This is a genomic window from Streptomyces sp. NPDC058620, assembly GCF_042717135.1.
In the GTDB taxonomy this organism is placed as follows: Bacteria; Actinomycetota; Actinomycetes; order Streptomycetales; family Streptomycetaceae; genus Streptomyces.
Genome location: NZ_JBHXQO010000045.1, coordinates 1 through 17803 on the forward strand (window position 1 = coordinate 1; position 17803 = coordinate 17803).

At 70.9% G+C, this 17803-nt stretch carries 12 protein-coding genes; 9 read left to right on the forward strand and 3 right to left on the reverse strand.

Annotation, left to right across the window (positions count from 1 at the left end):
- Positions 1–222 precede the first annotated feature (222 nt).
- Entirely contained in the window at positions 223–2463 is a 2241-nt protein-coding gene (locus ACFWSK_RS29140) for an MMPL family transporter (protein WP_383792416.1), read from the forward strand.
- 147 nt (positions 2464–2610) lie between these two features.
- Positions 2611–3708, forward strand: a complete 1098-nt coding sequence (locus ACFWSK_RS29145; protein ID WP_383792420.1) for a cytochrome P450 — start codon at positions 2611–2613, stop codon at positions 3706–3708.
- Here ACFWSK_RS29145 and treY read toward each other — a convergent pair.
- Both treY and glgX read right to left on the reverse strand, forming a co-directional pair.
- Positions 3611–6019 carry a malto-oligosyltrehalose synthase gene (gene treY, locus ACFWSK_RS29150; protein ID WP_383792423.1) on the reverse strand — a complete coding sequence of 803 codons (2409 nt, stop codon included), beginning with the start codon at positions 6017–6019 and terminating at the stop codon, positions 3611–3613. The two genes, ACFWSK_RS29145 and treY, sit on opposite strands and share 98 nt — an antisense overlap.
- A gap of 102 nt (positions 6020–6121) precedes the next feature.
- Positions 6122–8290, reverse strand: coding sequence for a glycogen debranching protein GlgX (gene glgX / locus ACFWSK_RS29155; protein WP_383792426.1), 2169 nt, complete (start codon positions 8288–8290; stop codon positions 6122–6124).
- Between the two features lie 347 nt (positions 8291–8637).
- On the opposite strand from glgX, the gene ACFWSK_RS29160 reads away from it, so the two are divergent.
- From ACFWSK_RS29160 to ACFWSK_RS29175, 4 genes are all read left to right on the forward strand, one after another.
- Positions 8638–9870, forward strand: a complete 1233-nt coding sequence (locus ACFWSK_RS29160; RefSeq protein ID WP_383792428.1) for an SAV2148 family HEPN domain-containing protein — start codon at positions 8638–8640, stop codon at positions 9868–9870.
- Positions 9871–9969: 99 nt separating this feature from the next.
- A complete protein-coding gene (locus ACFWSK_RS29165; RefSeq protein ID WP_383792431.1) occupies positions 9970–10698 on the forward strand; it encodes a 3'-5' exonuclease in 729 nt (242 codons plus the stop codon).
- A 214-nt stretch (positions 10699–10912) separates the two neighbouring features.
- The gene (locus ACFWSK_RS29170) at positions 10913–12367 is read left to right on the forward strand and encodes a basic amino acid/polyamine antiporter (RefSeq protein ID WP_383792434.1); all 1455 of its coding nucleotides are present in this window, start codon (positions 10913–10915) and stop codon (positions 12365–12367) included.
- Positions 12368–12426: 59 nt separating this feature from the next.
- Complete coding sequence (locus ACFWSK_RS29175) at positions 12427–13692, forward strand: arginine deiminase (RefSeq protein ID WP_383792437.1); 1266 nt, start codon at positions 12427–12429, stop codon at positions 13690–13692.
- On the opposite strand, the gene ACFWSK_RS29180 is transcribed toward ACFWSK_RS29175, so the two are convergent.
- On the reverse strand, positions 13689–14555 hold the full coding sequence (locus ACFWSK_RS29180; protein WP_383792439.1) for a phosphotransferase enzyme family protein: 867 nt from the start codon (positions 14553–14555) through the stop codon (positions 13689–13691). The two genes, ACFWSK_RS29175 and ACFWSK_RS29180, sit on opposite strands and share 4 nt — an antisense overlap.
- A 127-nt stretch (positions 14556–14682) precedes the next feature.
- On the opposite strand from ACFWSK_RS29180, the gene ACFWSK_RS29185 reads away from it, so the two are divergent.
- From ACFWSK_RS29185 to ACFWSK_RS29195, 3 genes are read left to right on the forward strand one after another with little or no spacing between them, the layout of a single operon-like run.
- Positions 14683–15630 (forward strand): carbohydrate ABC transporter permease, encoded by a 948-nt coding sequence (locus tag ACFWSK_RS29185; RefSeq protein WP_383792442.1) that lies wholly within the window; start codon positions 14683–14685, stop codon positions 15628–15630.
- A complete protein-coding gene (locus ACFWSK_RS29190) occupies positions 15627–16466 on the forward strand; it encodes a carbohydrate ABC transporter permease (RefSeq protein ID WP_383792445.1) in 840 nt (279 codons plus the stop codon). The genes ACFWSK_RS29185 and ACFWSK_RS29190 overlap by 4 nt, the downstream gene beginning before the upstream one ends.
- A complete protein-coding gene (locus tag ACFWSK_RS29195) occupies positions 16466–17761 on the forward strand; it encodes an ABC transporter substrate-binding protein (RefSeq protein WP_383792448.1) in 1296 nt (431 codons plus the stop codon). The genes ACFWSK_RS29190 and ACFWSK_RS29195 overlap by 1 nt, the downstream gene beginning before the upstream one ends.
- Positions 17762–17803: the final 42 nt, after the last annotated feature.

A 17803-nucleotide genomic window follows, 5' to 3' on the forward strand; every position in this document is an offset into this window, starting at 1 on the left:
CCGGTCCGACAACCGCTCACCCGACGACTTCACCTGCCCAGGCCTTGGCACAACACATCCAACGACCAACACAACTCAAAGTCACCGGTATTGGGCCTAGGGGGAGTGACCAAGGGTGGGGACAGCCATAGCCACACAGGGCGGCAAGCCCCAATGACCTCCGCCTCCCCGGACGGGACGCTGATCAACGGCAGAAATCAGCGGCCCAGGGGAGGTGCCCGCATGACGGGCAGAAGACCGAGCACGGTTCGCATCGCACGCTGGTGTGCGGTTCATCCATGGCGAGCCGTCGTCGGGTGGCTCGTCTTCATCGCCTTGTGCGTCGGGGCGGGCGCGGCGGTGGGCACCAACAAGGGCACGTTCGAGGACTTCTGGGTCGGTGAGGCGGGCCGGGCGGAGCAGCTCGCCTCGGAGAGCGGTCTCACCCCCGCACCCGTCGAGCAGATCCTCATCACCGGGAAGGGCACGGCCCCGGACACCGGCACGGCCGGTTCGGCCGGCGCCCGGTCCGCCGCGCAGGACATCGCCGTACGGATGCGGAAGCTGCCCGCGGTCGTCTCGGTCGCCGGTCCCCGGCCCGCCCGGGACGGCTCGGCCCTGATGGTCGCGGTCACCCTGCGCGGCGACAAGGAGACCGCCAAGGAGGACGTCGACGCCCTGCTCGTACAGACGGCCGAGGTCCAGCGCGCCCACGACGGGCTGCGGATCGAGGAGACCGGCAGCGCGTCCATCTCCGTCGGCGTCAACGACAAGCAGGGGAAGGACCTTCAGCGGACCGAGGCCATCAGCCTCCCGGTGACGTTCGTGATCCTCTTCGTGGTCTTCGGCGCCGTGCTCGCCGCCGGAATCCCGGTGCTGCTCGCGCTCTCCGCGTTCGCCGGAGCCGTCGGTCTGTACGGACTCGCCTCCTGGGTCACTCCCGACGCGGGCGGTGCGGCCCTCAGCGTGATCTTCATGATCGGCATGGCCGTCGGGGTCGACTACTCGCTCTTCTACCTCAAGCGGGCCCGCGAGGAGAGGGAGCGGTCCGGCGGCACCATCAGCCACGCGGCCGCGGTCGAACTGGCCGCGGCGACCTCGGGACGTGCGGTGGTCGACTCCGGGATCGCGGTCGTGCTGGCGCTCGGCGGCCTCTATCTGATGGACGACGTGATCTTCTCGTCCATCGCATCCGGCGCGATCCTGGTGACGCTGGTCGCGGTGGCCGGTTCGCTGACCGTGCTGCCCGCCCTGCTCACCAAGCTGGGGCGCCGTCTCGACAGCAGGTCCGCCCGGCGCGGCACGGCCGCCGGCCGGCGGGGGAGCCCGGATGACGGCGGCAGCAGAATGTGGACGGCGATGCTGCGGCCCGTCATGCGGCGGCCCCTGGCCACCCTGCTGATCGGCACGGCGGTGACCGCGGCGCTGGCCCTTCCCGTACTCGGCATGAAGCTGGGCACCGAGGGCAAGGAGACCTTCCCCGACAGCGTCGCGGCGGTCGCCGCCTACGACAGGCTCGTCGAGGCATACCCCTCCGAAGGCCCCACGCACCTCGTCGTCGTCCGCGGCCCGGAGCCCACCGCCGCGCTGCGGCAGCTCGCCGAACGCGTCGAGAGCGAACCGCTCTTCGCCCACGAGGGCGAGCCGCGGCTGACGACCTCCGACGACGGACGCACCGCCCTGCTGCGGCTGCCCGTCCCGTACGCCCAGAACTCCGCGGAGGCCACCCGCTCCCTGGAACTGCTGCGCACCGAGCTGATTCCCGCGACGGTCGGGAAGACGGCGGGCCCGGGCGCCGAGACCGCGGTGAGCGGTGAGATCGCGGGCGGTGTGGACTACGCGGAACACCAGAGCGGCCAGCTGCCGTGGGTGATTCTCTTCGTCTCGCTGACGACGCTCGGCATCATGTTCGCCGCGTTCCGGTCCGTGGCACTCGCGGTGCTCGGTGTGCTGCTCAACCTGGCGGCGGTGATGGTGTCCTGGGGCGTGCTGACCCTGGTCTTCCAGGGAACCTGGGCGGACGGGCCGCTCGGGTTCGAGTCGCTGGGCTTCGTCGGATCACGCACCCCGCTGCTCGTCTTCGCGATCCTGGTCGGCCTCTCCACCGACTACCAGATCTTCGTGGTGAGCCGGATCAGGGAAGCCGTACGGCGCGGGGTGCCGACCCGGCAGGCCGTCGTCGAAGGGATCGCAGGATCGGCCGGAGTCGTCACCAGCGCCGCCGTGATCATGGTGTCCGTCTTCGCCAGCTTCCTGTTCATCGACCGGGTGGAGATGAAGCAGATCGCGGTGGGACTGACCGTGGCGGTCCTCTTCGACGCCGTGGTGCTGCGGGCCCTGATGCTGCCGTCCGCCCTGGCCCTCCTCGGCGACCGCTGCTGGTGGCCCGACCGGCCGGCGCCGAAGGCCGTGACCGACGGCCCGCAGCCGGAACGGCCCGGCGGCGCGGAGCGCGAGGTGAGCGCAGCGGAACGGGGGCACTGACAGCGCGACGGTGATGGCTGCCCACGCCGGCAGCCACCGCCGTCCGTCACCCGAACGGCCGTACGTCCACTGCGCCCGGCCCCCGGCAGTGGTCGGCTGGGAGCACACGCGTCGGACGGCGACGCACACGCACCTCGGGGGGTACGGATGCAGACCGGCCCGCCCGCTGAATCCCCCGGCACCGACAGCCCCCGCACCCGGGAGGGCACGGCGGGACCCAGCGTCCTGACCCCCGGCGCGGACCGGGACCCGTACCGGCTGCGCCTCTACCGCAGCCTGCGCGAGGACCACCCGCTGACGTACGACACCGGCCTCGGCGCATGGCTGCTCAGCCGGTACGCCGATGTGGCCGCCGCGCTCACCGACCCCCGCTTCGCCGGCTACCCGCACGAGGGCGCACCCCGCGGCGGTCCCGCGCCCCTCGGGCTCTGCCGGGGCAGCCTCGACTGCGCACCCCTGCCCGGCAGAGCCCGGCACCGGCCCGCGGCGCAGCCGGCCCACACCGGCGCGGTCCTGGAGCGGACCGCCTACGTGCTGGCGCGCCGGATAGCCGACCGGGAACAGGCCGACCTCGTACCGGAGTTCTGCCACTGGCTCCCGCTCGGCGGCGCCGTCACCGCGGCCGGACTCTCCCACCCCGACCTCACCCGGCTGTCCCGCGCAGACCTTCACCTCCGGATAGCCCGGTCCGCCGTGACCACGTGCGCCGTGCACACCGCGCTCCGTGAGACGGCCCTCGCCTCGTTCCTCGCCAACGTCCTGGACGAGCCCTGCCTCCTGGAAGTCCTCGGCACCGACCCCGACCTGATCGTGGGCGCCTGGACGGAGACCCTGCGCCGCGACCCGCCCGTGCAGATCGTCCTGCGCCGCACCCTCACCGACGTGCCGGTCAGCGGCGGCACGCTCCCCGCGGGGGCCCCCGTCGCCTGTCTGATGGGCGCGGCCGGACGCGACCCCGACCGCTTCGCAGCCCCCGACCGCTTCGACCCGTTCAGGCCCGACCCGGGACACCTCACCACCGGGCCCGCACACTGCCCCGCGGTCCTCCTCGGACGGCTGGAAGCCGAGCACGGACTGCACGCCCTGCTCGACGCCATGCCCTTCATCCGCTGGGCGGAAGGGTTCCGCCCCACCGCCACCGGGCTCCTCACCCGAGGTCCGCGGACCCTCCTGGTACGGCCTTCCGGAGCAGTGCCACCGGCCGTTCGGCGAACAGCTCGGCCACCTCGACCGCCGGACCGGTGAACTTCCTTCCAGGCGCCAGCAGATCGAGCCACGGCCCCGCGTCGGGCAGCGTCAGCACCGTGCCGCGCCAGCCGCCCTCCTCCGCGAGGCGCAGGGACAGCCGGGTCACCGCGGTGACCACCTCGCCCGACCGGGCGAAGGCCGGACAGTGGGCGGCCGCCGGGCCGTGCGCCGTCAGCGCGGTGTACGTCCCCGACTCCCCGAAGAGCTCCGGCCGCTCACGGCGCAGGCGCAGCGCCGCCACAGTCACCGTCGTCTTCTCGTCGGCCTCGTGGTCGGGCTCCCGGAACGGCCTGCGGTTGTCCGGGTCGACGAGGGCGAGGTAGTCCCGCTCCGTGCCCTGGTACAGATCCGGCACGCCGGGCATCGTCAGCTGCACCAGCGCCGCGCCCAGCACGTTGGCCCGCACATGGGGGGCGAGCGCGGCCGCGAACCGCGTCAGCAGGGCCCGCGCGGGACCCGCGTCACTGCCGGGTCCCGCCGCGACGAAGTCCGCCACCGCCCGCTCGTACGCCGGATCGGGTTCGGTCCAGCTGGTGAACAGACCCGCCTCCCTCACGGCCTTGAGCAGCGCGGGCTCCAGCCGTGCCGCCAGCTCCTGCGCCGGGAGGTCCGCGCAGCCGTACGCGGACTGCCACGCCTGCCAGGCCAGCTGCGGGTCGGGAGCGGCCGGCGTGGTGGCCCGGGTCACCTGCGCCACCAGGGACGACCACCGCTCGGGGCATTCCGAGAGCACCGCGATCCTGGCCCGCACATCCGCGCTCCGCTTGGTGTCGTGCGTGGTCAGCACCGTGCCCGTGGCGGGCCAGTCACGGGCGAGGCGGGCGCAGAACGCGTGGAACTCCTCCGGCGTCACCGCCGGGCGGCCCGGGTCACCGCCCACCTCGGTCGCCGAGATCAGCGGGACGTAGCGGTAGAAGGCGGTGTCCTCGACCGACTTGGCGTGCAGCGCCGACGCCGTCTGCGCGAACCGCGCGCAGAACGCCGTCCGGGCGTCGCCCTCGCCGAGCCGCCCCAGCGCCAGCTCCCGCACCACGTCGACGGCCCTCGCCTCCTCGGGTACGGAGAACACCGCCTTGGCGTCCCGCACCGCCTCCGCCGGAAGCGCTGATTCGGCGAGTTCGGTGACCGGGCCGCCGGCGGTGACGTACGGGCGGTAGACGGGAATCCGGACGAGCAGTTCGGTGACGGCCGCGTGCAGTGCCCACGGGGCGTGGTCGCGCAGGGCTGGGTCCTGGGCGCAGACCTCGGTGGCGAGCCGGGTCAGCCACCGGGTCTCGGCGGCCAGTTCGTGGTTCACCACGCGGTACGCGGCCCTGCGCACCGTCGCCGTCCAGTAGCCCCCGCGGTCCCCGGGCGGACCGGCGAAGTCCCGGTACCGGCCGAGCAGATCCGCCGAGCCCGTCGGGTCGGTGAAGAGCCCGTCGATCCGGTGGAGCGCGTCGTACCCGGTCGTACCCGCGACGGCCCAGCCCGCGGGCAGCGTCTCGGAGCCGGTGAGGATCTTCTCCACCACCGTCCACCGGCCGCCGGCCGCCTCGCTCAGCTGCTCCAGATAGGCGGCGGGTCCGGCTAGTCCGTCCGGATGGTCGATCCGCAGCCCCTCGACGACACCGTCGCTCAGGAGTTCGAGGATCTTGGCATGGGTGGCGGCGAAGACCTCGGGGTGCTCCACACGCACGCCGATCAGCTCGGAGATGGTGAAGAACCGCCGGTAGTTCAGCTCGGTCCGGGCGAGACGCCACCAGGCGAGCCGGTAGTGCTGGGCGTCCAGCAGTTCGGGCAGGGGCAGTCCCGCCGTGCCTTCCCGCAGGGGGAACTCCTGCTCGCCGTACCGGAGCACCGGCGCACCCGAACCCGCTTCGGTGCCGGCCTCGAAGCGGCCGAGCTCTTCGGCGAGGGGGCCCGCGAGTACGGGCAGCAGCACCTTGCCGCCGCCCGCCGTCCAGTCGATGTCGAACCAACGCGCGTACGGGGACGCCCGTCCCTCGCGCAGCACCTCCCACAGCTGTCGGTTGTGGCGGGGCGCGGCGGCCATGTGGTTGGGCACGATGTCCAGGATCAGTCCGAGGCCGTACTCACGCGCGGTGGCGGACAGCTGCCGCAGCCCGGCCTCCCCGCCCAGCTCCGCCCGTACGCGGCTGTGGTCGACGACGTCGTAGCCGTGCCGGGAGCCGGGGACCGCCTCCAGTACCGGCGACAGATGCAGATGGGAGACACCGAGCGCGGCGAGATACGGCACTGCCTTACCGGCAGCGGAGAAGGGGAAGTCCGGTTGGAGCTGGAGCCGGTACGTGGCGGTGGGCGTCATGAACACGTAAGTACCCATTGTGGGGCCGTCTGTGTCATGGCCCTTGCGGAAGGACCCCCTCCGGCGGCATCGGATTCACCCGCCGGAGGGGCCTCGCCTCCGCTACGCCAGGCGCTTCAGAACCGTCAGACTGCGCCCGATCAGCGTGACCCGCTCACCCGCCGAGACCTTCGGCCCGGTGCCCGGGGGCACGCCGTCCGGGCGGGCCGTGTCCACGACGATCTGCCACTGCCGCCCGTGATTCACCGGAACGGCGAATTCCAGGGTGTCGGCACCGGCATTGAACATCAGCAGGAACGAGTCGTCGGAGATCCGCTCGCCGCGCGGACCCGGCTCCGAGATCGCGTGCCCGTTCAGAAAGACCGTCAGGGCCTTGGCGTGCGCGGCCTGCCAGTCCCGCTGGGTCATCTCCTGCCCCTCCGGGGTGAACCAGGCGATGTCGGAGAGCTCGTCGTGCGTGCCCTCCACCGGCCTGCCGTGGAAGAACCGCCGGCGTCTGAACACCGGATGGTCGCGGCGCAGCCACACCATGGTGCGGGTGAACTCCAGCAGACCGGTGTCCGCCCCGGTTCCGCTCCCGGCCTCCTCCTCGTCCTCCTCGCCGTCCGCCGTACGGGCGGCGGGGTCGGGCCAGTGCACCCACGCCAGTTCGTTGTCCTGGCAGTAGGCGTTGTTGTTGCCGTGCTGCGTACGGGCGAACTCGTCCCCGTGGCTCAGCATCGGCACCCCCTGCGACAGCATCAGCGTGGCGATGAAGTTGCGCATCTGGCGGTTGCGCAGCTCCAGGACCTCCTTGTTGTCGGTCTCGCCCTCGGCGCCGCAGTTCCAGGACCGGTTGTGGCTCTCCCCGTCCCGGTTGCCCTCGCCATTGGCGTCGTTGCGCTTGTCGTTGTACGAGACCAGGTCGTGCAGGGTGAAGCCGTCGTGGCAGGTGGTGAAGTTGATCGAGGCGAGCGGCCGCCGGCCGTCGTCCTGGTACAGGTCGGACGATCCCGTCAGCCGTCCGGCGAACTCCGCCAGCGTCCGCGGTTCGCCCCGCCACAGGTCCCGCACCGTGTCGCGGTACTTGCCGTTCCACTCGGTCCACAGCGGCGGGAAGTTCCCCACCTGGTAGCCGCCCTCGCCGACGTCCCACGGCTCGGCGATCAGCTTGACCTGGCTGACCACCGGGTCCTGCTGGACCAGGTCGAAGAACGAGGACAACCGGTCCACCTCGTGGAACTGGCGTGCCAGGGTCGCCGCCAGATCGAAGCGGAACCCGTCCACGTGCATCTCGGTCACCCAGTACCGCAGGGAGTCCATGATCAGCTGCAGGACGTGCGGCGAGCGCATGAGCAGGGAGTTCCCGGTCCCGGTGGTGTCCATGTAGTACCGCTGGTCTTCGGCCAGCCGGTAGTACGAGGCGTTGTCCAGGCCCCGGAAGGAGAGCGTCGGCCCGAGGTGGTTGCCCTCGGCCGTGTGGTTGTAGACCACGTCGAGGATCACCTCGATGCCGGCCTTGTGCAGCGCCCGTACGGCCTGCTTGAACTCCAGCACCTGTTCACCGCGGTCGCCCCAGGAGGCGTACGCGTTGTGCGGGGCGAAGAAGCCGATGGTGTTGTAGCCCCAGTAGTTGGCCAGGCCCGCGTCCGCCAGGCGGTGGTCCTGGACGAACTGATGCACCGGCATCAGTTCGATCGCGGTCACGCCGAGCTCCGTGAGATGGGCGATGACCTCGGGGTGGGCCAGCCCCGCGTACGTGCCGCGCAGTTCCTCCGGCAGCCCCGGATGCAGCATCGTGAGGCCCTTCACATGGGCCTCGTAGATCACGGTGCGGTGGTAGTCCGTCCGGGGCGGCCGGTCGTCGCCCCAGTCGAAGTAGGGATTTACCACGACCGAGCTCATGGTGTGCGGAGCGGAGTCGAGGTCGTTGCGGGCGTCGGGGCGGCCGAACGGGTAGCCGTACACGGCCTCGCCCCACTCGATCTTCCCGGAGACCGCCCGCGCGTACGGGTCGAGCAGCAGCTTCGCCGAATTGCAGCGTTGCCCGCGCTGCGGCTCGTACGGTCCGTGCACCCGGAAGCCGTACCGCTGACCCGGCATCACACCGGGCAGGTAGGCATGCCGGACGAAGGCATCGGTCTCGCGCAGCTCCACCGCCGTTTCGGAACCGTCGTCGTGCAGCAGGCACAACTCGATTCGGTTGGCGGCCTCCGAGAAGACCGCGAAGTTGGTACCGGCGCCGTCGTAGGTGGCGCCGAGGGGATACGCCTGTCCCGGCCAGACCTGCATAGATTGACTCTTCCACTTCTGATCCGGGTGCTGCGGGGTCTTTCGGTCCGATACTCCCCGAAAGTGGGGCGTGCGCCTAGGACGTCGGCCGGTGCTGTCAACAACGGGCACGTGGGTGCCGCCCCGGACAGGAATCCGTGCGCCCCGTGCGCCGGACCGTGCGCCGGGGTGTCGGGGCGGGGTGTCTAATCACTATGAATCGGCTCACTCCACCCGATCTCGCCAAGGGGAACAGGCTTGATTCACTTGGCAGTTGGGAAAGCGGCCTGCCCATCGGGCTGCACCGGCTCACCCTCGCGGAGTACCCTTCCTTGATCGTTGGTGGGGGAGTGGAAGGCGGTACGCGGGTGAGCTCGGGAGGCTTCGAGCTACCCCCAGGTGGCCCAGGTCACGAGGGGGAATCGACCGATGCGCCGCCAGGGGCGGTCTCACTTGCGCAACCCATGGAGATAGGCGCGGAGCTGGACTGGGGAGCGGACGCCTGGGGCGAGGTGCGTACGCGCGCCCAGCGGGCCGGCCGGGCCTACATCTGGCTGAATCTCGTCGAACAGCGACTGCGTGCCGTGGTCGCCGCGGTGCTCCGGCCCATCTACGAGCCCGTGCACGGCGAGGACTGGGTGGTGGCCGCCGCGGGACCCGCCGGGCAGGAGTGGGTGCAGCGGGCCGTGGCCGTACGCGAGGTCTCGCGCCGCAAGGGCTATCTGCTCGACCCGGCCGACGACAACGTCCTCAGTTTCCTGACCCTCCCGCAGCTGCGGGAACTGATGGTCCAGCACTGGCCCTGCTTCGAGCCTTACTTCGACGACCGCCGCGATGTCGAGCTGGCCCTCGACGAGCTGGAGGTCGCGCGCAACGTGGTCTCCCGCAACCGCGCGCTGAACGAGGCGGTCCTCGCCCAGGCCGAACGGGCCTCCGCGCGCCTCCTGGAGATCCTGGGCAGCGGGGCCGCCGTGCCGTCCGCCGACCGGCTGCCCGTGGACGCCGTCGAGGAACTGGTCGGTGACCGGTACGCCGACGTGGTCTCCGTCCACTCCGACCGCGTACGGCTCCAGCGCCAGTTGCCCGCCGAGGACCTGTTCGGCGGGGCGCGCCGCCTCGACGCGATCGGCATAGGGCTCAATCTGCTCGTGCAGAACTTCTCCGGCCGCCGGCTGGTCAGACTCGCCGAATCGGGCTGCCGGGTCCGGCTGCTCTTCATCAATCCGGCGAGCAGCGCGGTCAGGCGCAGGGAACGGGAACTGGGGCTCAAGAAGGGCGAGCTGAGCCGTTCCGTGGAGATGAACATCCTTCACATGCGCCGGGTCCGCTCCAAGCTCCGCGACCCGGGGGCCTTCGAGATCCAGGTCTTCGACGAGACGCCCCGCTTCACGGCCTACCTGGTGGACGGCGACGGGCCCGACGCGGTCGGGGTCGTCCAGCCGTATCTGCGGCGCGCACGCGGCATGGAGGCGCCCGTGCTGGTGCTGCGAGGCGGGGGTCGCGCGGTGGTCCGGGCCGGGCAGGACAGCGAGCACGGTCTCTTCGAGACGTACCGCGAGGAGTTCGAGTCGGTCTGGACGGACTCCCGGCCGGTCTCCTGAGACCTTCCGGGGGCCGCCGGGGCCACCGCCCCGAAGCGTTGTCAGTGGTGCGTGCGATGGTGGTCGTCATTCGGGGGAGCACCACGTAGGAGGTACGGGATGGGCTGGCACAGGGAGCCGCTGGTCGGCTTCGACCTGGAGACGACGGGTACGGAGCCGTTGGAGGCGCGGATCGTGACCGCGGCGGTCGTCGAGGTGGACGGCCGGGAAGGCGAGCCGTTGCGCCAGCGCACCTGGCTGGCCGATCCGGGCATCCTGATTCCCGCACAGGCTTCGGCGATCCACGGCATCAGCAGCGAGCGGGCGGCCGCCGACGGCCGACCGGTGCGCGAGGTGGCGGACGAGATCGCGGAGACCCTCGTGGAGTGCTGGCGCCGGGGGGTGCCGGTCGTCGCGTACAACGCGGCCTTCGATCTGACGCTGCTGTCGGCCGAGTTGCGGCGCCACGGGCTGCCGTCGCTGAGCGACCGGCTCGGCGGGGCGGGGATCGGCCCGGTCGTCGACCCGTACACCATCGACCGTGCCGTCGACCGCTACCGCAAGGGCAAGCGCACGCTGGAGGCCGTGTGTGTCGAGTACGGGGTGGTGCACGGAGGCGCCCATGACGCGGGCGCGGACGCGCTCGCCGCGGTGCGCGTGGCGTATGCGATAGCCGGGCGGCACGGCTCGGTGGCCGCGCTGACCCCCGCCGAACTGCACGAGCGCCAGATCGTCTGGTACGCGGAGTGGGCGGCTGACTTCCAGCAGTTCCTGCGCCGCAAGGGAACGGCCGACGCGGTGATCGACGACCGCTGGCCGTTGCGTGAGCCGGCGCCTGTGACCGGCTGAGCGACGACGGCCCGCAACGGCCTCGTATCCGGGCAAAACACACACCGTCAAAGGCCCGAAAAGGGTCAAATGGTGCTTTACGGCGTAGATTCACTCCCGTTGGACGGGCGATGCGGCAGATGCGAGCCGCCTCCTGACGGGACCCTTGTCACTCTCCCCGTCTGCCGGCCGTCCTTCCCAGGGCCCGGAACACGCCGCACCGACGAGGGAAGACATGAGCCACGCTGACGCCGGTACCGATACGGCCGCGCGAGTCCCCGCCGCGGCCAAACTGACGTTGCTGACGCTGACCACGATGGTCGTCGGATCGATGGTGGGCGCCGGGGTCTTCTCGCTGCCACGGCGCTTCGCCCAGGAGACCGGGGTCGCCGGCGCCCTCATCGCCTGGACCATCGCGGGCACCGGCATGCTGATGCTCGCCTTCGTCTTCCAGGCGCTCGCGATCCGCAGACCCCGCCTCGACGCCGGCGTCTACGCCTACGCCAAGGCCGGGTTCGGCGAATACCTCGGCTTCTTCGCCGCGTTCGGCTACTGGGCGAGCGCCTGCGTCGGCAACGTGACCTACTGGGTCCTCATCATGTCGACGATCGGGGCGATCTGGCCCGCGCTCGGCGAAGGCGACACCGTGCTCGCCGCGGCCCTCTCATCGGTGGGCCTGTGGTGTTTCTACTTCCTCATCCGCCGGGGCATCAAAGAGGCCGCGGCGATCAACAGGATCGTGACGGTCGCCAAGGTCGTGCCGATCCTGGTCTTCGTCCTCCTCGCCCTGTTCTACTTCGAGGCCGACGTCTTCGCGGACAACTTCGGCGGCGCCGACTACTCCGGCTCCCTGTTCAACCAGGTGCGCGGCACGATGCTGGCCACGGTGTTCGTCTTCCTCGGTGTCGAGGGCGCCAGCGTCTACTCACGTCACGCCAAACGGCGGGAGGACGTGGGAAGGGCGACGATCCTCGGCTTCCTCAGCGTGTTCGCCGTCTTCGCCTCGGTCACGATCGTCTCGTACGGCATCATGCCGATGGGTGAGATGGCCGAACTGCGGCAGCCCTCGATGGCCGCGGTCCTGGAATCCGCCGTCGGCTCCTGGGGCAGCGTCTTCGTCAGCGTCGGCCTGATCGTCTCCGTCCTCGGGGCCTACCTCGCCTGGACACTGATGGCCGCCGAGGTGCTGTTCGTCGCCGCCAAGGACGACGACATGCCCCGGTTCCTCCGCCGCTCCACCGCGGCCGACGTTCCCGTACCGGCGCTGCTGATGTCGACCGTGCTGACGCAGGTCGTGCTGGTCATCACACTGTTCTCCGACGACGCGTTCAACTTCGCGCTCGATCTGACCAGTGCCCTGACCCTGATCCCGTTCCTGCTCGCCGCGGGCTTCGCGGTCAAGATCATGCTGAGGCCGGACGCCGGGGACGCGAGCGCCGGCCGCGGGCGCGACCTCACCGTGAGCGTGGTCGCGACGCTCTACACCGCGTTCCTGCTCTACGCGGCCGGCCTGAAGTTCGTCCTCGTCTCCTTCATCGTCTACGCCCCGGCCACGATCCTCTTCGTCATGGCCAGGCGGGAGCAGGGCAAGCAGCTGTTCTCCCCGCGCGAGCTCGTCATCCTCGCCGTCTCCATCGCCGGTGCGATCCTCGGCGTCGTCGCTCTCGCCGCCGGCTGGATCAGTCTCTGACCGCTCGGACCACCGGCCACGCCATCACCCGAGACCGAGCCACTCCGGAAAGGCACACCGTGACCAGTCCCGACATCACCACCGCCACCACCCCGTACGGCGTCCACTCGGAGGTCGGCCGGCTCCGCAAGGTGCTGGTCTGCGAGCCCGGGATGGCGCACCGCCGTCTCACCCCCACCAACTCCGACGATCTGCTCTTCGACGACGTCATGTGGGTCGAGAACGCCCAGCGCGACCACGCGGACTTCGTCGACAAGCTCCGGCACCGGGGTGTCGACGCCATCGAGCTGCACGACCTGCTCGCGCAGACCATGGCGATTCCCGAAGCCAGGGACTGGCTGCTGGACCGGAAGATCACCGCCAACGAGGTCGGCGTCGGACTCATCGACAACACCCGGGCGTTCCTGGAGACGCTCACCCCGCGCCAACTGGCCGAGCATCTGATCGGCGGTCTCGCGACCGCCGACCTGCCGGAGGAGTTCCGCTCCGGGTACGTGGCGCTGGCCCGGGAGTCCACCGGGGTCCGCGAGTACCTGATGCCGCCGCTGCCGAACACGCTCTACACCCGGGACACCACCTGCTGGCTGTACGGCGGAGTGACGCTCAATCCGCTGTACTGGCCCGCCCGGCACGACGAGACGCTCCTGATGAAGGCCGTCTACCTCTTCCACCCCGACTTCATGGACTCCACCGTGTGGTGGGGCGATCCCGAACGGGACTGGGGGCAGGCCACGTTCGAGGGCGGCGACATCATGCCGGTGGGCAACGGCGTCGTCCTCATGGGCATGAGCGAACGCACCTCCCGGCAGGCCATCACGCAGGTCGCCCAGTCGCTCTTCGCGAACGGGGCGGCCCAGCACGTCATCGTCGCCGGGATGCCCAAACTGCGGTCCGCGATGCATCTCGACACCGTGTTCACCTTCGCCGACCGCGACATCGTCACGCTCTACCCGGCCATCATGGACGCCGTCCACACCTTCTCGCTGCGACCGGATGACAAGGCCCCCGGCCTCGACATCACCGACGAGGGGTCACGCCCCTTCGTCGACGTGGTCGCCAAGGCGCTCGGACTGCCGGAGCTGCGGATCATCGAGACGGGCGGTGACGTGTACGCCTCCGAGCGCCAGCAGTGGGACAGCGGCAACAACGCCGTCGCCCTGGAGCCGGGTGTGGTCTTCACGTACGACCGCAACACCCAGACCAACACCCTCCTGCGCAAGGCTGGTGTCGAGGTCATCACCATCGTCGGCGCCGAGCTCGGCCGCGGCCGCGGTGGCGGCCACTGCATGACCTGCCCCCTGATCCGCGACGCGGTGACCTTCTAGAACGGGTACCAGCGGACCGCGGGATCGTTGTCGCGGAGCGACGCCACTCGCCGGCGGAACTCCGCGAGCGCCTTCGGGTTGGCCGGCGCGTGCTGCGCGACCCAGGCGCAGCTCGCCGTCTCCCGGGCGCCGCGCAGGACCGTGCAGCCGTCCCACTCCCGGACGTCCCAGCCGTACGCCGCCGTGAAGGCGTCGTACGCCTGGGCGGGCAGGCCGTAACGGTCGCGGGAGAGGGCCAGGACCACCAGGTCGTGCTCCCGCAGATCCGCGGAGAACGTCTCCAGATCGACCAGGACCGGTCCGTCCGGGCCGATGTGGACATTGCGCGGGAGCGCGTCGCCGTGGACCGGGCCCGGCGGCAGGTGCGGGGCCAGTGCGGCGGCCGCCGCCGAGAAGCCGTCGCGGCGCTCCCGCAGGAAGTCGGCGTCGGCCGGATCGATCGCGTCGCCCGCCAGCCGCAGCCAGCGCTCGACACCGCCGAGCAGCTCACGGCGCGGCAGTGCGAAACCCTCCGGCGCGCTCAGCGCGTGCACGCGTGTGAGGAGCGGCGCGAGGTCCCGCGGCTCGGCAGGGCGCACGGCGGGCGGAAGCCGGTGCCACAGCGTCACCGGGTGGCCCTCGACCAGCCGTGCCCCGGACTCGGCGGCCCGTACGGCTGGGACGTCGGAGGCGGCGAGCCACTGGGCGACGGCCAGTTCGCGTTCGGCCCGCTCCCGCAGCTCCGGGTGGAGCGCGGCATCCCGGCCGACCTTGACCACCAGGTCGCCGACGGCGAACACCGCGTTCTCGCCCAGCGCGATCAGTTCCGCGTCGCCGGGCAGTCCGGCGGCGCTCAGTACCTCGCGCGCACGCATTTCGTTCATGCTCAGGATTTTCGCATCCCCGCAGGCCACCTTGACGAACGGACGGCCCGTCAGCACGATGACGGAGGCCACCTGGGTAGGCCAGACCGGGATGAATCCGATGCAATGGGGCAAAGGGGTCGAATCCGTGACACTGGCGACCGCAACGGAGCGGTCCGGGCGCAAACGACCACGCGAGATACGGCCCGGCCGCGACCAGCGGGCGGGACGGGACAGAGCCGCCTGGTTCCTGGTGCTCCCGGCCCTCATCCCGATCCTGATCCTCAGCGTCGGACCGCTGCTCTACGGCATCGCACTGGCCTTCACCGACGCGCAGTCCGGCCGCACCCGGTCCACCCAGTGGATCGGCGGGCTCAACTTCCAGGACCTCCTGCACGACACACTGTTCTGGGACTCGTTCCGCATCGGCCTGCTGTGGGCGGTCGGGGTCACCGTCCCCCAGTTCGTGCTCGCGATCGGCCTCGCCCTGCTGCTCAACCAGAACCTCCGGATGCGCTGGCTGGCGCGAGCGCTGGCGATCATCCCGTGGGCGATGCCCGAGGTGGTCGTCGGCATCATGTGGCGGCTCGTCTACAACCCCGACGCGGGCATCCTCAACGAGACCATCCGCGATCTCGGCCTCGGCGACGGCCGGGACTGGCTCACCGGCCTCGCCACCGCGCTGCCCGCCGTCATCGTCGTCGGCATCTGGGCCGGCATGCCCCATACCACGGTCGCGCTGCTCGCCGGCCTCCAGAACACCCCGCACGAACTCCACGAGGCGGCGGCCCTCGACGGCGCGGGGGCCTGGCGCCGCTTCCGTACGGTGACCTGGCCGGCCCTCAAGCCGGTCGCCCTCTCCATCACCGCGCTCAACTTCATCTGGAACTTCAACTCGTTCGCGCTGGTCTACGTCCTGACCAGCGGAGGCCCCGGCGGACGCACCCGCCTGCCGATGCTCTTCGCGTACGAAGAGGCGTTCCGCTACGGCCAGTTCGGTTACGCCGCCGCGATGGGCTGTGTGATGGTCGCGGTGATCTCCGTGATCCTCGCCTGCTACCTCGTCGGCCGTCTCAGGGGAGGCGAGGACACGTGAGCCTCCGTACCAGCAGGTCCGCACGGGCCGGGCAGTACGCCGCACTGCTCTGCTACCTCGTGTTCCTGGCGTTCCCGTTCGCATGGCTGATCTCCACCGCCTTCAAGCCCGCCCGCGAACTGGGCTCACTGCACCCCACCTGGATTCCCGAGCAGCCGACCCTGGACAACTTCCGGCAGGCGTTCGACGAACAGCCCCTGCTCCAGGCCGCGGGCAACTCCCTGATCGCGGCCGTCTCCGCCGCCCTGATCGCGGTGGTGATCGCCACCCCCATGGCCTATGTGATGGCCCGCCACCGCGGCAGGCTGTCGACCGCCGCGACCGGCTGGGTCGTGGTCAGCCAGGCGTTCCCGTTCGTCCTGGTGATCATTCCGCTTTTCCTGATCCTCAAGAATCTGCATCTGATCAACTCGCTGTGGGGGCTGATCCTGGTGTACGTGGTCTGGTCGCTGCCGTTCGCGCTGTGGATGCTGGCGGGGTACGTGCGTGCCGTACCGCCCGAACTGGAAGAGGCGGCGGCCGTCGACGGGGCCGGAAGGCTGCGCACCCTGGTCTCCGTCACCGCCCCGCTGCTGGCGCCCGGGATCGTCGCCACCGCGCTCTTCGCCTTCATCACCGCGTGGAACGAGTTCTTCTTCGCGCTCGTCCTGCTCAAGACCCCGGAGAACCAGACCTTGCCCGTCGTCCTCACCCACTTCCTCGGTGCGGAGGGCGTGGCCGACCTCGGGCCCCTGGCCGCCGCCGCCTTCCTCGCCACCCTTCCCTCCCTCGTACTCTTCGCGGTCATCCAGCGGCGGATCACCGGCGGCATGGTGGCCGGGGCGGTGAAGAGCTGATGCGCGCACTCACCCGCGCCGCCGCGGCGGCGGCCACCGCGCTGACCCTGCTGCTCAGTGGCTGCGCCGACGGCCGGGACGGCAGGGACCCGTCCGGCACGATCAGGCTGAGCTTCCAGTCGCTGGCCTGGCAGAAGGAGTCCGTCGACGCCAACGAGCAGCTGGTGAAGGAGTGGAACGCGGCCCACCCCGACATCCAGGTGGACTACGTCCAGGGGAGCTGGGACAACGTCCACGACCAGTTGCTCACCTCCTTCGAGGGCGGCGAGGCGCCGGACGTCATCCACGACGCATCCGACGACCTCGCCGACTTCGCGTACGGCGGCTACCTCGCCGACCTGCGCACCCTCCTGCCGGAGCGGCTCACCGCGGACATCCCGGAGCAGTCCTGGCGCACCACCACGTTCGACGGCGGTGTCTACGGCGTCCCGTTCCTCCAGGAACCCCGGGTCCTGATCGCCAACACCAAGATCCTCAAGGCGTCCGGGGTGCGCGTTCCGACCCCGGAGCGGCCCTGGAGCTGGCCGGAGTTCCGCCAGGTCACCAAGGAGCTGACGGGGAAGGGGAGGTACGGGGTCGCCTGGCCGCTCAAGGAGCCCGTCTCCGTCACCCTCAACCTCGGTCTCTCCGCCGGAGGGCAGCTCTTCCACCGGGACGCGGACGGCAAGGTCACCATCCGCTCCGAAGAGGGCGACCAGGTGGTCCCCGGGACCATCCACGACCAGGTCAACACCGACCGCAGCGCCGCCCGTACGGCACTGGGCATGGGCGGCTCCGACACCCTCCCCGGCTTCTTCGGAGGCAGATACGCCATGGTCCCGCTGGGCTTCGCCTACCGTCAGCAGATCGTCGAGCAGGCGCCCGAGGGGTTCGAGTGGACGGTCCTGCCCGCCCCGGCCGGCTCCGGCGGGCTCGCTCAGGGCGTGAGCCCGCAGACCCTCTCCGTCGCCGAGGACAGCCCGCACAAGAAGGAAGCGATGCGGTTCATCGACTTCCTGCTGCGGCCGCCGAACATGGTCCGCCTGGCCAAGGGCGACTGGATGCTGCCGACCGGCACCGAGGCCCTCGCCGACCCCGCCCTGCACACCACCGAGAACGGCTGGGCGACCGGCACCGCGCTGGCGAAGGCGCTGCGCCCGGCCCCCGCCCAGTCCGTGCGCGGCTACCCCGAATGGAAGGACAAGGTCGCCACCCCCGCGCTCCAGGAGTTCTACAGCGGGGCGATCGGCACCGAGGAGCTGAGGAAGCGCCTGGTCGACGACGGGAACCGGGTCCTGGCCCGCTACCAGCGCTGAGAGGACCGCGGAAATAGAGTGGACGAGACGTATCGTCTCGCC

What these genes read in the sequence shown, in the direction of transcription:
- ACFWSK_RS29140 (WP_383792416.1), top strand. Translation starts at nt 223, where the DNA reads ATGACGGGCAGAAGACCGAGCACGGTTCGCATCGCACGCTGGTGTGCG.
- ACFWSK_RS29145 (WP_383792420.1), top strand. Translation starts at nt 2,611, where the DNA reads ATGCAGACCGGCCCGCCCGCTGAATCCCCCGGCACCGACAGCCCCCGC.
- treY (WP_383792423.1), bottom strand. Translation starts at nt 6,019, where the DNA reads ATGACGCCCACCGCCACGTACCGGCTCCAGCTCCAACCGGACTTCCCC.
- glgX (WP_383792426.1), bottom strand. Translation starts at nt 8,290, where the DNA reads ATGCAGGTCTGGCCGGGACAGGCGTATCCCCTCGGCGCCACCTACGAC.
- ACFWSK_RS29165 (WP_383792431.1), top strand. Translation starts at nt 9,970, where the DNA reads ATGGGCTGGCACAGGGAGCCGCTGGTCGGCTTCGACCTGGAGACGACG.
- ACFWSK_RS29170 (WP_383792434.1), top strand. Translation starts at nt 10,913, where the DNA reads ATGAGCCACGCTGACGCCGGTACCGATACGGCCGCGCGAGTCCCCGCC.
- ACFWSK_RS29180 (WP_383792439.1), bottom strand. Translation starts at nt 14,555, where the DNA reads ATGAACGAAATGCGTGCGCGCGAGGTACTGAGCGCCGCCGGACTGCCC.
- ACFWSK_RS29195 (WP_383792448.1), top strand. Translation starts at nt 16,466, where the DNA reads ATGCGCGCACTCACCCGCGCCGCCGCGGCGGCGGCCACCGCGCTGACC.